10 protein-coding genes and 3 pseudogenes are annotated in these 13,774 nt (G+C 70.7%); 2 read left to right on the top strand and 11 right to left on the bottom strand.

Annotation, left to right across the window (positions count from 1 at the left end; translation table 11 throughout):
* Window positions 1-343: 343 nt before the first annotated feature.
* The 5 genes from ADL12_RS37145 to mshD all read right to left on the bottom strand — a co-directional run bounded on the left by ADL12_RS37145 (window position 344) and on the right by mshD (window position 4,674).
* Window positions 344-1,324 carry a hypothetical protein gene (locus ADL12_RS37145; protein ID WP_062711047.1) on the bottom strand — a complete coding sequence of 327 codons (981 nt, stop codon included), beginning with the start codon at window positions 1,322-1,324 and terminating at the stop codon, window positions 344-346.
* On the bottom strand, window positions 1,321-2,322 hold the full coding sequence (locus tag ADL12_RS37140; RefSeq protein ID WP_062711044.1) for a hypothetical protein: 1,002 nt from the start codon (window positions 2,320-2,322) through the stop codon (window positions 1,321-1,323). The genes ADL12_RS37145 and ADL12_RS37140 overlap by 4 nt, the downstream gene beginning before the upstream one ends.
* Window positions 2,319-3,206 (bottom strand): ABC transporter ATP-binding protein, encoded by an 888-nt coding sequence (locus tag ADL12_RS37135; RefSeq protein ID WP_062711041.1) that lies wholly within the window; start codon window positions 3,204-3,206, stop codon window positions 2,319-2,321. Before ADL12_RS37135 ends, ADL12_RS37140 begins: the two co-directional genes overlap by 4 nt.
* Entirely contained in the window at window positions 3,203-3,643 is a 441-nt protein-coding gene (locus ADL12_RS37130) for a GntR family transcriptional regulator (RefSeq protein ID WP_063806779.1), read from the bottom strand. The genes ADL12_RS37135 and ADL12_RS37130 overlap by 4 nt, the downstream gene beginning before the upstream one ends.
* Window positions 3,644-3,747: 104 nt before the next feature.
* Window positions 3,748-4,674 (bottom strand): mycothiol synthase, encoded by a 927-nt coding sequence (gene mshD / locus ADL12_RS37125; protein ID WP_062711038.1) that lies wholly within the window; start codon window positions 4,672-4,674, stop codon window positions 3,748-3,750.
* Between the two features lie 155 nt (window positions 4,675-4,829).
* Between mshD and ADL12_RS37120 the strand changes: the two genes are divergently transcribed.
* On the top strand, window positions 4,830-6,647 hold the full coding sequence (locus ADL12_RS37120) for a bifunctional metallophosphatase/5'-nucleotidase (RefSeq protein WP_062711035.1): 1,818 nt from the start codon (window positions 4,830-4,832) through the stop codon (window positions 6,645-6,647).
* Between the two features lie 414 nt (window positions 6,648-7,061).
* Window positions 7,062-7,910, top strand: a pseudogene (locus ADL12_RS37115) (LmeA family phospholipid-binding protein); the annotation flags it as partial.
* A 268-nt stretch (window positions 7,911-8,178) separates the two neighbouring features.
* On the opposite strand, the gene ADL12_RS37110 reads toward ADL12_RS37115, so the two are convergent.
* From ADL12_RS37110 to ADL12_RS57145, 6 genes and pseudogenes are all read right to left on the bottom strand, one after another.
* Entirely contained in the window at window positions 8,179-8,922 is a 744-nt protein-coding gene (locus ADL12_RS37110; RefSeq protein ID WP_062711032.1) for a carbonic anhydrase, read from the bottom strand.
* A 158-nt stretch (window positions 8,923-9,080) separates the two neighbouring features.
* On the bottom strand, window positions 9,081-11,153 hold the full coding sequence (locus ADL12_RS37105) for a pectinesterase family protein (RefSeq protein ID WP_062711029.1): 2,073 nt from the start codon (window positions 11,151-11,153) through the stop codon (window positions 9,081-9,083).
* 102 nt (window positions 11,154-11,255) lie between these two features.
* Entirely contained in the window at window positions 11,256-11,708 is a 453-nt protein-coding gene (locus tag ADL12_RS37100; protein ID WP_062711026.1) for a hypothetical protein, read from the bottom strand.
* Window positions 11,709-11,810: 102 nt separating this feature from the next.
* Window positions 11,811-12,683 (bottom strand): hypothetical protein, encoded by an 873-nt coding sequence (locus ADL12_RS37095; RefSeq protein ID WP_062711023.1) that lies wholly within the window; start codon window positions 12,681-12,683, stop codon window positions 11,811-11,813.
* A 182-nt stretch (window positions 12,684-12,865) separates the two neighbouring features.
* Window positions 12,866-13,225: pseudogene (locus tag ADL12_RS37090) on the bottom strand (aminoglycoside phosphotransferase family protein); the annotation flags it as partial.
* A 1-nt stretch (window position 13,226) separates the two neighbouring features.
* A pseudogene (locus ADL12_RS57145) lies at window positions 13,227-13,619 on the bottom strand (transposase); the annotation flags it as partial.
* Window positions 13,620-13,774: the final 155 nt, after the last annotated feature.

Below are 13,774 nucleotides of genomic sequence, written 5' to 3'. Positions count from 1 at the left end.
GCGCTGACCGCTGGCCGGGGCGGTGGCGCCCAGTGGTGGGCACGTCCTTCCTCCGTGGAGGGGCGTGCGGGGCCGACGGTCCGGTGTGCCGTCAGGCGGTGCGGCGGTGCAGGAGCCAGATGGCGGCGGCGGTGGTCGGCGCGGCGGCGCCCAGTGGTAGGCACGCCCCTCCCCCCGTGGAGGGGCGTGTGGGGCCGACGGTCCGGTGTGCCGTCAGGCGGTGCGGCGGCGCAGGAGCCAGAAGGCGGCGGCGGTGGTCGGCGCGGCGGCGCGGCGGCGCCCAGTGGTAGGCACGCCCCTCCCCCCGTGGAGGGGCGTGCGGGGCCGACGGTCCGGTGTGCCGTCAGGCGATGCGGCGGCGCAGGAGCCAGAAGGCGGCGGCGGTGGCCAGTGCGGCGGTGCCCAGCAGGAGGCCGGTCTCGACGAGGTGGAGCGGCCAGAAGTGCGAGGCGGGGTGGTAGTCGGTGTAGTAGCCGACGATGTCGTGGGCCGCGAGGCACTTGGCGTCGTCGGTGCACAGGGGGTCGGGGACGCGGGCGCCCGTGGAGGTCAGGGCGCCCTGGTCGCCGTAGAGGATGTGCATCGGTGACTGGTAGCCGGTCTTCAGGGTGCCGAGCGCGGTCTCCCAGGGCACCAGGTTGCGGCTCGCGACGGTGGCGAGGGACTCCAGTGCGCCGGTGGCGACCAGGGTGACGGCGAGTGCCGGGAGCGCGCGGCGCAGGAGCAGGCCCGCGAGGGCGCCGATGGCGAGGGCGAGCAGGGGTGCGGCGATGGCGATGGTGCCGTTGGACTGGAAGTTGTCGGCGGTGTACCAGGACCACTGCCCCAGCGGGAGGGGGTGCGCGTCGGACACCAGGCGGTGCAGGAGGACGAGGACAGTCGTGCCGGCCGTGACCAGGACCGCCGGGACGGTGAGCTTGGCGGCCAGCCAGCGGGTGGGGGTGATGCCCTGGGTCCAGGCGAGGCGTGCGGTGCCGTTCTCCATCTCGCGGGCGACGAGGGCGGCGCCCGCCCAGGCGGCGACGAGCGCGGGGAGCCAGTTGATGCCGAACCCGGCGGCCCTGAAGACGCGGTCGTAGTCGTAGACCGGGTCGCCCCACACGCAGGCCTCGCGGCCGGCGCACACCCGGTCCCACTCTGCCTGGGCCGCGTCGGCACCCGGGCCGTACGCCCACAGCAGTACCGCCGCTCCGCCGAGGACGACGGCCGCCCACACGATCAGCGCCGAGCGGTGCAGCCGCAGGACGGTCCAGGTCAGGCCGCGGGGGCCGCGGGGCGGCCGGCCGGTGGCCGGGGTCGCCGTAGTGGGGATTGCGGTGGTCATACGGCGGCTCCGGTACGGCGGTTCAGCAGCCGGAAGGCGATCAGGACCGCCAGGGCCGCGACGGCGAGGACGATGCCGGTCTCCATGAGCTGGAGGGGCCAGAAGTGGGAGGACGGGTGGTAGTCGCGGTAGAAGCCGACGATGTCGTGGGTGGCGAAGCAGCCGGGCTCGCCGGTGCAGTCGGGGATCGGGACACGGGCGCCGGTGGAGGTGAGGGAGCCCTCGTCGACGATCATGCCGACGGCCTCGGGGGAGTCACCCTTGGTGGTCACGGTCTCGACCGGCCACAGACGTGGGCGCAGTGAGATGAGCGGGTACATGAGCATGGCCAGGCCCAGGACCGCGGCGCCGAGGGCGGGCAGGGCGCGGCGCACGAGCAGGGCCGCGAGGGCGCCGACCGCGAGGCCGAGGAGGGGGTAGGCGGTGGCGACGGTGCCGTTGAGCGGGAACACGGAGTCGTTGTGCCACTCGTACCAGGCGAACGTGCGCCGTAGCTCTTCGTCCGACGACCACACCAGGCGGTGCAGCAGTGTGAACGCCAGGGTGCCCGGCACGAGCAGGGCGGCGGGCACGGCGAGCTTGGCGGCCAGCCAGCGGGCCGGGGTGACGGACTGGGTCCAGGCCAGCTGGGCGGTGCCGTCCTCCAGTTCGCGTCCGATGAGCGCGCCGCCGGCCCAGGCGGCGGTGAGGAGCGGTACGAGGTTCAGCAGGCTCGCGCCTACGGAGAGCGTGGTGCTGTACCGCTGGTAGGCGGGGCTGCTGTAGTCGCAGGCCAAGCCGGGGTTCGGGTCGGCACAGCCCTCCGCCCGGTACTCGGCCCACGCGGCGTCCCCGCCGGGACCGTACGCCCAGAGCAGGGCCCCGACGGTCAGGGCAACCAGCATCACCCAGAACCACAGCGCCGAGCGGTGCAGCCGCAGCATCGCCCAGAGCAGGCCGCGCGGCCCACGGGAACGCGTCACGGCGACGGGCGCCTCGACGGTCATGGCGGCGGTCATACGGCGGCCTCCCGCGCGGAGTCGAGCCGCAGGGCCGGCGCCTCCGGGGCGCGCAGGTGGGCCAGGACCAGCTCCTCCAGGGTGGGGGCGGTGGTCTGCCAGCCGTCGCCGAGGGGGCCGTCGGGGCGTACGAGTGCGGTGAGCTGGCGTCCCGTGGTGCGGGACTCGACCACGGTGTGCGGGTCCAGGGAGTCGTCGGCCCGGCCGGTGACGAGCCGGTGCGCGGCGAGCAGGTCGTCCAGCGGGCCGGCGAGGCGGATGCGGCCGGCGCCGAGCAGCAGGAGGTGGTCGCAGGCGCCGTCCAGCTCGGCGACGACGTGCGAGGACATGACAACCGTGGTGCCGTGTTCGGCCGCGTCGGCCATGAGCGCCGCCATCAGCTGGTGCCGGGCCAGCGGGTCGAGGTCGGCCATCGGCTCGTCCAGGAGCAGCAGTTCGGGGCGCTTGCCGAGGGCCAGGGCGAGTGCGACGCGGGTGCGCTGGCCGCCGGAGAGCGTGCGGATCTTCGCGTCCGCGGTGAGGTCGCCCTCGGCGACGATGCGCTCGGCGACCCGGGCGTCCCAGCGGCGGGGGTTCAGCTCGCGGCCCAGCCGCAGGGTGTCGGCGACGGTGAGCTGCGGGTGCAGGGGCTTGTCCTGGGCGACGTACGCGAGTCGCTCGCGGGCCGCCGCCGGGGTCGTGCCGAGGATGGTGATCGTGCCGTCGGTGGGGCGCAGCAGGCCGGCGGCGAGGGAGAGCAGGGTCGACTTGCCCGCGCCGTTCGGCCCGACGACGGCGCAGACGCGGCCTGCGGGGAGCCGGAAGGAGCAGTCGTCCAGGGCGACCTTGCGGTGCCGCCCGAACTTCCTGCCCAGCGCGGCCGCCTCGATGGCGGTCTCGGTCATGACTCGTCCCCCTTGATGTGCGTGTCCGGCTGCATGTGCGTGTCCGGCCTGATGTGCGTGTCCGGCTCGAAGTGCGTTTCGAGTACGGAGGTGAAGAGAGCGTCCACGTCGTCGCGGTCCAGCCCGGCCTCGCGGGCCCGTACGGCCCACGCGTCCAGTTCGGTGCGCAGGGGCGAGTCGGCCGGCGCGGTGCTCAGTGCGCGCCGTACGAACGTGCCGAGTCCCCGACGCGCCTCGACCAGGCCCTCGCGTTCCAGTTCGCGATAGGCCTTGAGGACGGTGTTGGGGTTGATGGCGGTGGCCTCGACGACCTCACGGGCCGTCGGCAGCTTGTCCCCCGGCTCCAACAGGCCCAGGCGCAGCGCCTGTTTGGTCTGCTGGACGATCTGCACGTAGGTGGCGACGCCGGAGCGCCGGTCGATGCGGTATTCGACCATCCCGTTCCACCACCCTTTCACTAATTGAGTAGTGAAAGGGTGGTGGAAAAGAAGGGGCGACGTCAAGGGTGCCGCCCCTTACAAGAGTTATGTGCGGTTCGGTGTCACGTCTCCGCCCGGTACATAAGGTCCGTCTCGTACGTCACGAACCCCAGCCGCTCGTACACCGACACCGCCGCCTTGTTGTCGGCGTCGACGTAGAGCATCGCCGTGGGCAGGCCCTGGGCGGCCAGATGGCGCAGCCCGATCGTCGTCAGGGCCTTGCCCAGGCCGCCGCCCTGCGCGCCCGGGCGGACGCCGAGGACGTACACCTCGCCGAGCCCTTCCTGCGCGTGGACCTTCGTCCAGTGGAAGCCGATGAGTTCGCCCTCGCGTTCCGCCAGGAAGAACCCGGCCGGGTCGAACCACGGCTCGGCCTTGCGGTCGTCGAGGTCGCGCTGGGTGAGGGAGCCCTGCTCGGGGTGGTGGGCGAAGGCGGCGGCGTTCACGGCGAGCCAGGCCTCGTCGTCCTGGCCGGGCACGAAGGTGCGGACCGTCACGCCCTCGGGGAGCACCGGGTCCGCCAGCTGAAGGTCCGCCAGGGAGCGGCGCATCTGACGCAGTTCGCGGAAGAGCGTGAGGCCGAGCACCTGGGAGAGATGGCGGGCGGCGGCGTGGCCCCCGTGGGCCCACACCCGCAGCCGCTTGCCGGACGCGGCGAGGAGGGCGGCGCCCAGCGCGCGGCCGTGGCCGTGGCCGCGGTGCGAGGGGTGGACGACCAGCTCGGCGGCCGGGGCCTCCACCGGGTCGGTGTCCTCCAGCTGGGCGTAACCGACGAGTTCGCCGGCGACGTTCAGCAGCAGATGCGAGACGCCCTCGCGCTTGCCGCCGCGCAGCTGAAGCCGGCCCTGCTCGGACACCGCCTGCTGCCCGTCGTTCCGGGCGGCCTCCGCCAGCAGTTCGAGTACGGCCTCGGTCTGCTCCGGGGAGAGCGCGGAGTGGGTCTCGATGGAACGGGAGGGGAGAGGGGATGCGGTGTCGTCGCTGGTCATGCGTACGAGGGTAAAGGGAGCGCCCGGCAATGTGGCGGCAAAGAGGCGGGCAAAGGGAAACCAGAAAGTAACCATGAACCCTCTGTCGCGCTACGCGCGTTGACTCTAGGCTGCGCGCGACGGGGACATGTCACTTTCGACCCACAGGGGGGCGTATGCCAGCCGAGTCACAGGCGCACCAGCGCCGCAGACGCCGTACTCACCTTCTCCTCGCCGGAGCCGCCGGTCTCGCCACCGCGGGCGCGCTGGCCGCGGCGCTCCCCGCGACGGCGGAGGAGAGCTCCGCCAAGCACGGCGGCGGATCCACGTACAGCCGCTACCAGGACGTCCAGCTGCTGTCCTTCAACGACCTGCACGGCAACCTGGAGCCGCCGACCGGTTCCTCCGGCCGGCTCACCGAGGTCCAGCCGGACGGCTCGACGAAGACCATCGAGGGGACGGGCGGCGTCGAGTACCTCGCCACCCACCTGCGCCAGGCCCGCGAGGGCAAGAAGTACTCCATCACCGCGGCCGGCGGTGACATGGTCGGCGCCTCCCCGCTGATCTCGGGCCTCTTCCACGACGAGCCCACCATCGAGGCGCTGAACAAGCTCGACCTGGACGTCACCTCGGTCGGCAACCACGAGTTCGACGAGGGCGCCAGGGAACTGGGCCGCCTGCAGAAGGGCGGCTGCCACCCGACGGCCGGCTGCTACGTCGAGGGCGAGGAGTTCGAGGGCGCCGACTTCCCGTACCTCGCCGCGAACGTCCTCGACGAGAAGACGAACAAGCCGATCCTCAAGCCCTACTGGGTGTGGAAGAAGAACGGCATCAAGGTCGGCTTCATCGGCGTCACCCTGGAGGACACCCCGGGCGTCGTCTCCGCCGAGGGCGTCAAGGGCCTGAAGTTCAAGGACGAGGTAGAGACGATCAACAAGTACGCGCGCGTGCTCCAGGCACAGGGCGTGAAGTCGATCGTGGCGCTGATCCACGAGGGCGGCATGCCCGCCTCCGGCTCGTACAACTACAACTGCGACTCCCCGGGCGCCGGCGACGGCGTCTCCGGCCCGATCGTCGACATCGCCAAGAACATCACGCCGCAGGTGGACGCGCTGGTCACCGGCCACACGCACGCCGCGTACGTGTGCACGATCCCCGACCCGTCGGGCAAGCCCCGCATGGTCACCTCGGCCGCGTCCTTCGGCCGCCTCTACACGGACACGACGCTGACGTACGACCGCTTCACCGGCGACATCGCCCGTACGGCCGTGAAGTCGGCGAACCACGTGGTCACCCGGGACGTCGCCAAGGCGCCCGACATGACCGAGCTGATCAGCAAGTGGAACACCCTTGCGGCGCCCATCGGCAACCGTGCCATCGGTTACATATCCGCCGACATCCCCAGCACCGGCACCGAGTCCCCGATGGGTGACCTCATCGCGGACGCGCAGCTGGCGTACGGCAAGGAGCTGGACCCGGAGACGGACCTGGCGCTGATGAACCCGGGCGGCGTCCGGGCACCGCTGACCTACGCGGCCAAGGGCAGCGAGGGCGACGGTGTGGTGACGTACGCCGAGGGCTTCACCGTGCAGCCCTTCTCCAACACCGTGAACCTGCAGGACTTCACCGGTGCCCAGCTCATCCAGGTCCTCAAGGACCAGGTGAGCGGCGTGAACGCGAGTGCGCCGAAGATCCTGCAGCTGTCGTCGGGCCTGACGTACACGCTGGACCTGACCAAGACCGGCGCGGACCGGATCGTCGTCGACTCCGTCAAGCTGAACGGGGCGGCCATCGACCCGGCGGCCACCTACCGTGTCGCGACCAACAGCTTCCTCGCGGGCGGCGGCGACGGCATCACCACGCTGGGCCAGGGCACGAACGACCTGGTCGGCGGCGACGATCTGGCGGCGCTGGAGAAGTACCTCACGGCCAACTCCTCGGCCACGAACCCGATTGCGCCGCCGGCGGCGAACCGGATCACGGTCGTGCAGTAGTCCACTGGTTCAACAGTTCGTGAAGTGGCGTGACCCCACCCGCAACCTCCGGTAGAGGTTGCGGGTGGTGGGCGTGCGCATGGCCGGATGGGCCGATGCGTTCCCGTTACCAAGAGCCTCAGTGGCTCTCGGCAATCCTGGCGTCTCCGCCTGGAAGGTCCGTACCGCCCAGCTGGGCGGCTTACGGTCCGCGCTTCAGCGACCACCGCCCGGACAAGTCCCGGGTCTTACACGGTCTCCACGCAGTGTTTCACGTCTCCGAGCCACTCCCGGCGACGGTGGGCCCGTGGCCCACGGGCGCGTGTACTGTGGCTGGATGGCTTGGCTTTCGCCACCCGGCCAACACTGAACCTACCAACGCCCACTGACAGCCGCTGACGAACGCCGAAACTCCCGGCAGCAGCCTTCAACACCTTCCTCACCCAGCCCGCCGACGAGCGGCTGGACTCGGTCAAGGTGACCGTCCCCGACGTGGCCGCCGACCGGGTCTCGCTGGCGCAGGTGACGGCGACGGCACGGGACGTACGACTGGACACCGACGGCCCTGCGTCGGTGCGCGGCGCCGACGTTCCGAAGCTGGAGGGCGATGTCCTCCTCTCCTTCGCGGACCTCAACCGCGAACTCCGCGCCTCCCAGGTCACGTTCACCGGAGAGGGCCGTGACCGGGTCCGGGCGCGCGGCACGCTGCCGGTCGCCGGGCACGACCTCCGTCTGCGTGCCGAGGCCCGGATCGTGCGCGAGGGGGACCGCGGCATCGCGACGCACATCGGCGGAATGCGCCCGGACATCGGGGACTTGGCGACCTACCGCCCCGGCGCCCGCGCCTCGGAGGGCCTGCACCTCAGCCGCGCGTCGGTGGCCCGCATCGCCCACGAGACGCGCAAGGCGAAGGCGCTGCTGTCGGTCCCGGCTGTCGTACGACGCCTCGGGGTCCCCGACTCCGTCGTCCGCGCGGCCCTGCGCAACGAGGACAAGCTCACCGACCTGACCGGCACCCCGCGCTTCGCCCACCGCGCGATGCAGCTCAACCTCATCGACCTGGCCCTCGACCACCCCGCCCTCCTCAAGCGCCTCGGCTTCGACCCCGCCCTCCTCGACGCCCTGCCCCGCCTCACCCGCCCGGTCCTCGCCGACCAGCTCTCCCTGGGCTTCCGGCTGCCGGAGCCGCCGAGCGGGCAGCTGCGGTTGCGGGATGTGCGGGTGGAGAAGGACGGGATCAGGGTGCGGCTGGAGGGGGCGGGGCTGGCGGTCGGCAGGAAATAGGTCCATGCTCGCGCTCCCCGGCCTCATGGTCGCCCCGCTCGACCGGATCGCGGCGGCAGGGGTCGGTTCCCTGCACGCAGAAGGCTGGGGCGGTCCCGACCTCTGTCACGCCGTGTACGTCGCCACCCCGCAGATGGGGACCGGCTGCATGTCGATCACCGTGACGGGCCAGGAGGGCGACTACCCACCCGGCGTCCTCACCGTCGACATCGACTCCCCGGCATGCTCGGCTTCCACTGACGCCGAGCATGCCGGGCGGGCGGGACCGTCAGACCCGGTGGACGCGCTGCGTCGTCAGTTCGTAGCGGGCGCCGACGATGGCCAGCTTGCCCTCGGCCACCTTGGCGGCGAGGTCGGGCTCCGCGGCGAGGCGGGCGCGGACGGCCCGTACGTTGGCGTCGATGGTGGAGTCGACGCGGGCGTCCCCGTCCTTGGTGTGGTCGATGTTCGGGGCTATCTGGTCGGCGATGTACTGGATGTGGGCCGGCAGCCGCTCACCCGACTCGTCCGCCGCGACGGCGGCCTTCACGGCGCCGCACGACTGGTGCCCGAGCACCAGGACCAGCGGGATGTCCAGTTCGAGCACGCCGTAGGCGACGCTGCCGAGCACGGCCTCGTCCAGGACCTCGCCGGCGGAGCGCACGGTCATCAGGTCACCGAGGCCCTGGTCGAAGACGAGCTCCGGCGGAACCCGGGAGTCGATGCAGCCGAGGACGACGGCGAAGGGGTGCTGACCCGACGTCAGGCTCTGCCGCACGGCGGGCGACTCGTCGGGGTGCCGCTCGCAGAAGGTGCGCCAGCGATGGTTGCCCGCGGCGAGCTCACGCAGGGCTTCCGCCGGGGTGCCGGGGCGGTGCCCGGAGCCGGCGGCGGGGGCCGCGGAGGCGGAGGCCGTGCCCAGGGCGGCGGTGGTCCCCAGCGCTGCGGCTCCGGTCAGCCCGGCGCGAAGGAGTGCGCGCCGGGCCAGGGTGGATATGGCCGGCTTGAAGCCGGCGGCTCTGTCAGAGTTCACGGAGAGGAACGTATGCCCGAATATCCCTTTGAGCGTTCAGGTTGCTGAATCATGGGCAAGCGCGGGAGATCCGTGATCGAACGTTGGTCTGCTCTTGGGATTCCCGAGCGCCTTCCTTGACCAGCGCGACCAGCGCGACCGGCGCGACCTGCCCGGCGTCAGGACGCCGTAGGCGTCCAGTCCCCCAACCAGTCGGCGACCTCCTGCCCGCCGGCCTGGGCGTCGGTCAGCTGCGGCCGGTCGCTGCTCGCGCTGCCGGCACCCGCGCCGGTGTTCTTGTACTCGGCGAAGCGGTCGTCCTTCCAGGAGAAGCCGCCCATGTCGGACCACGGGGTGGTCTTGATCGCGGCGCTCAGCGTGGTGTTGCGGACCGTGGTCTGCGGGTCGAGGGTCGCGTCGCCGCCGGCGTGCCAGTTGCGGCCGAGGAAGAAGGAACGGTCGGACACGTCGCCGTTGACCGTGGAGTTGGCGATGAGGATGCCCTTGCGGTTCGCTGCCGTGCTGGGCGCGGTGACGTACCCGGCCGACGTGCCGTCCCAGCGCTTCTTCAGCGTGATGACGGACCTGTCGATCACCGCGGTCGCGCGGCCGAAGATGAAGTCGACGTTGCCGATGACGTAGGAGTTCTTCATGTAGACGCGGCCCAGCTTGTCCTTGGACGCGGTGTCCACGAGCAGGGTGTCCTGGTCGCCGCCGACGATGACGCCGTCGAGGAACACCTTGTCGGCGGCGGTGCGCAGGGCGACGGCCTGGTGGCCGCTCAGGTTCTGGTTGGCCTTCTCGTCGAAGTCGTTGTTGATCGTCAGGTTGCGGGCCTGGAAGTCGTCCGCCTCGACGGCGACGGTGGCGCTGCCGCCCGTGCCGTAGGTACCGCCGCCCGGCTTGGGCGTGCCGGACGCGTTGTTGTAGACGATCACCGTGTCCTTACGGCTGCCGCCCGTGCCCTGGATGGTGACGTGCGGCTTGTTGGCGGGAACCTTGACGACCTCGCGATACGTGCCCGGCTTGACCGCGATCACGACCCGGGAGGCGTTGTTCGCGGGGACGGCGTTCACGGCGGCCTGCACGGACGTGTACTGCCCGTTGCCGTCCTTGGCGACGGTGAGGGTCGTCGCGGCCTTGGTGCCGACCGCCGCCGCAGTCGTCGTGCCGATGGAACTGCGGGGCCCGGCGCCCGACTTGAGGAGCGACGGTACGTTCGCCGCCGCATCGAGCGTGTACGAGTAGTACGCCTTCGGGTCGAACGCCGTACCGCCGCTCTCGTTCCGCCCGCTGGTACCGGAGAAGACGCTGCCGCGCTGGACGAGGGTCGCGGTGCCGTCCTTGATGACGGGGTTGTTGATGCCCTGGAAGTACGAGTTCTCGAGCACCATCTTGGTCTTGCCGCGCGAGTAGTTGCCGTACGACGACTTGATGTCCGTCCCCGCCACGTCCTCCAGGAAGTTGTTGTAGAGGTGCGCGTGGGCGGCGTTGTCGGTGGAGGGATTGCGCTGCTCGGTCTCGCGGATCCAGTTGTGGTGGATGGTGATGTCGGTGACGACGTTGTCCGTCCAGCCGATCCCGAATGCCTTGTTGTCGTTGCTCAGCCTGTTCCAGGACACGGTCACGTTCGTGCTGTCCTTGCGCACGTCGATGAGCCCGTCGGCCATGTGCCGCAGATCGTTGTGGTCGATCCACACATGGTGCGCGCCGTCCATCTGGACGGCGTCGAAGTCGTGGTCCTTGTCGTTCCAGACGCCCTGGTACGCGTCCCGGATGGTCAGGTTCCGGATGATCACGTTGTGCACGCCGGAGCCGAGGAAGAAGCCGCCACCGACGATGTGCCCGGACGTCCCGGACCCGACGATGGTCTTGTCCGACTGGACCTTGATCTCCTTGCCGACCGGGTTCATGTTGATGGTCCCGGCGACGACGATCACGTAGGGCTCCGCGGCCGTGGCGTACTTCTCCAGGTCGGCCTGCGTCTTGACGGTGACGATCTGCCCGTCGCGGCCACCATAAGTGCCGTTCTGCCCACGGGAGTTGAGAGACGCGAAGCCGTCTGCGGCGGCGGTGGCCCAGGCGGGGGCGGCGGCGGTCGCGGCGGACGCCTTCTGCTGGGCGTCCGCGCCGAAGAGGCCGAGGTCCGTGCCGTAGGCGAGGGTGCCGGCGGCGGTCAGAGCGAGGGGGACACCGACCGCCAGCGCGGTCCTGCTTCTGCGGTGCCGGGGCCGGTTGCGGGTTTCAGTCACGGCTGCTTCCGATCAGGTCAAGTGGTGGGGGGTTCACGTCACTTGCCTGTCGGAGCAGTCGCGGAAAAGGTTGCCGTGCTCGGACGCGCTTTCTGGGGGCGCTTACGGGGACGGTGTCTGCGGGGACGGTGCCGGGCTCGCGTCGTCGTCCCTTGCCGTGGCGGTGCGGTTCTGCCGGCTCAGGTGGACGGCGTGGAGCAGGGTGCCGACCGCTGCGGCGCCGCTCAGCAGGGAGCCGAAGGCCGCGATCAGTGAGCCGGAGCCGTCGCCTCCGCCGCCGCCCGGGTTCACCGCGACGACGGTCTGGGTCACGACGGTGACGGGGGTCTGGGGGTCGCCCGGCTCGCCCGGGTCGGTGGGTTCCTCGGTCGGCTCCTCGGTGTCACCCGTATACGGCGGCTGCGTGGTGTACCAACTGGTCGCCCCGCCCCCGGAGTTAGGAGAGTCATCCGACCTCGATGGCGCCGCCACGACGAGAAGCGAGACGGCTCCGGCGGTGAACAAGAGACCCAAGGTGATCCACAGGGCGATCTTCGGTGACGAGTTCTTCAACATGGCTCCCCCTCACCTCAAGCGTAAGGAGAAACGGCCGGGAAGTGGATCACTTTCCCGGCCGCCTTCGGCGAGAAAGTGCGCCAAGTGGCGCCTGGAGCCCGCCTACTTGGAGCAGGTGCCCGGGTTCAGCTTCTCCTCCACCTTGTCCTCGCGGCCGTCGGGCTGTCCGTTGGGCAGGAGCTTGTCGGAGACGCCGTCGATGTAGTAGCCGTAGGAGTAGATCGTCTTCCAGCTTGCGTCCCGGCCACGCCAGGTGTGCGTGGTGACCTCGCCGTCACCCTTGTTCCACTGGTAGTCCTCGACGTAGAAGACCGGGTTCACGCGCACCACGCGCTGGTACGGCGTCCAGGTCACGGCGACCTGGGTGCACGGCGGGATGGTCTTCTCGCTGCGGCGCTCGAACTTGGACTCCTTCTCCCAGCCCCACTCGTAGCCGGCGCTGCCGCCCACGCTGCCCGAGAAGATGCTCTTGGCGAGGGAGAGACCGATGGTGCCGCCGACGCTCTTCTTGGCGAATGTCTTGGTGCTGTAGCTGCTGACGAAGGTCTCCTTGTCGTCCTTCGAACCGCGGTTGCCGATCCACGGCGAGGTACGGACCGTCGCGCCCTTGGTGGACCAGGTGGACGCCTCGGCGTAACCGCACCAGCCGCGGAACAGCTCCCACGGCCCGGCGGGCACCCACAGCCCGAAGACGTCCCGCAGGTACTCGTCCTGCGTCTTGAACTCGCCGGTGTCGACGTTGTAGGCGCCGTAGACGCCGGTCAGGCTCCCCTCCTGGTTGCAGAGCCGCTCGATCATCAGGTCGGTGTTGCCGGGGTCCGTACCCCGGATGTTCGTCGCGCCGCCGGGCCCGTTGCCCGCCGCCTGGGCGGAACCGGCCCCCGCCAGCACGCCGGATATGGCGAGGGCGGCGGAGGCGATGCTCAGGGCGCTCTTCTTGAGTTTCGATGTTGCCGATTTGCGAATGAGTCGCATGGGGGTTGGCTCACTCCTGTGTGCTGTGCACAGGGGCCGACGGGTCCGGTCGGCCCCTGTCTGACAGCCAGGAAGATTCCAGAGAACTCACGGGTAGGGTCAGAATCAGGTGAGGATGACAGGACATCGACAGCTCGGCGGGGCCTGTCTGTCGCGCTTTGGCCGCCTCTGCCCGGATGAGCTTAGGTGAGCAACTCCGCCGACCTGTCGGCGAATTCGACGAGCCGGTCCCGCCGTGCTCCTTCGCGGGAGATACGGAAACCGTGGCGGCGGCCGTGGAACGCGGCCTGCAGAGCATGGAACTGTGCCCAGCGCCGTACGCGTTCGCGATCAAGTACGGCGAACTCGGCAAAGATGTCCAGGACCCGGTGAACGGCCTTGTCCAGGTCGTCCGCCGCGAGGAGATGCAGGGCACGGGACTTCAGCAGTGTGCCGCCGTCGTAGGCGGGATCGCCCACCAGCCCCTTGGGGTCGACAGCGAGCCAGGGCTCGCGGTCGCCGCGCAGGATGTTCCGGGCGTGCAGATCGCCGTGGATGACGCTTCCACTGCCCGGCGGCGACGAGCTGCTCGACGACCTCGCGGATCTGGACGGTGGTCACTGCGGCGACGTTCGCGCCGGGCTCCAGGCGGACCGCGTCCAGCACCGCCGTCCACGTTGTACGGCCGGTCTCCAGCGCGGCCACGATCGAGTACGGCCAGCCGGGCAGCACCATCTGGTGCTTGCCCTCACCCGACCGAAGGGGTGGCAGAAGGCCTGGTCAGGGCACGTATGGGCGTCCGGCCTCAGCCACGGAGAGACGTCCGCGGCCAGCACGATCCGACCCGTCCGCCGCCCTTGGCAACGACAGAGAGGCCAGTGCGCGACGCAACCGGGCAACGTCGATCCGTCCCTGATTGAGGCCGCCGTAGAGGGCACCGTGTCCGCGGCGGTGTTCCGAGTATGAGGGTGTCCCAGGCGCGTGCCAACACGAAGACGCTGCACGACGGCCTCACCATCCGTGACACGCCGGGCGGCGAGTGTCCGATGCCTCGGCTGGGGGTCTGGTGCGGCGGCGGGCATGTCCCAAAAGTGTGGTGCGCGTCCACTGAC

Origin of the sequence: Streptomyces regalis (assembly GCF_001509475.1) — a bacterium.
GTDB lineage: Bacteria > Actinomycetota > Actinomycetes > Streptomycetales > Streptomycetaceae > Streptomyces > Streptomyces regalis.
The sequence above is the reverse complement of the archived record's forward strand: the minus strand, read 5'-3'. Positions and strand labels throughout refer to the sequence as shown.

What these genes read in the sequence shown, in the direction of transcription:
- ADL12_RS37145 (WP_062711047.1), bottom strand. Translation starts at nt 1,324, where the DNA reads ATGACCACCGCAATCCCCACTACGGCGACCCCGGCCACCGGCCGGCCG.
- ADL12_RS37140 (WP_062711044.1), bottom strand. Translation starts at nt 2,322, where the DNA reads ATGACCGCCGCCATGACCGTCGAGGCGCCCGTCGCCGTGACGCGTTCC.
- ADL12_RS37135 (WP_062711041.1), bottom strand. Translation starts at nt 3,206, where the DNA reads ATGACCGAGACCGCCATCGAGGCGGCCGCGCTGGGCAGGAAGTTCGGG.
- ADL12_RS37130 (WP_063806779.1), bottom strand. Translation starts at nt 3,643, where the DNA reads ATGGTCGAATACCGCATCGACCGGCGCTCCGGCGTCGCCACCTACGTG.
- mshD (WP_062711038.1), bottom strand. Translation starts at nt 4,674, where the DNA reads ATGACCAGCGACGACACCGCATCCCCTCTCCCCTCCCGTTCCATCGAG.
- ADL12_RS37120 (WP_062711035.1), top strand. Translation starts at nt 4,830, where the DNA reads ATGCCAGCCGAGTCACAGGCGCACCAGCGCCGCAGACGCCGTACTCAC.
- ADL12_RS37100 (WP_062711026.1), bottom strand. Translation starts at nt 11,708, where the DNA reads ATGTTGAAGAACTCGTCACCGAAGATCGCCCTGTGGATCACCTTGGGT.
- ADL12_RS37095 (WP_062711023.1), bottom strand. Translation starts at nt 12,683, where the DNA reads ATGCGACTCATTCGCAAATCGGCAACATCGAAACTCAAGAAGAGCGCC.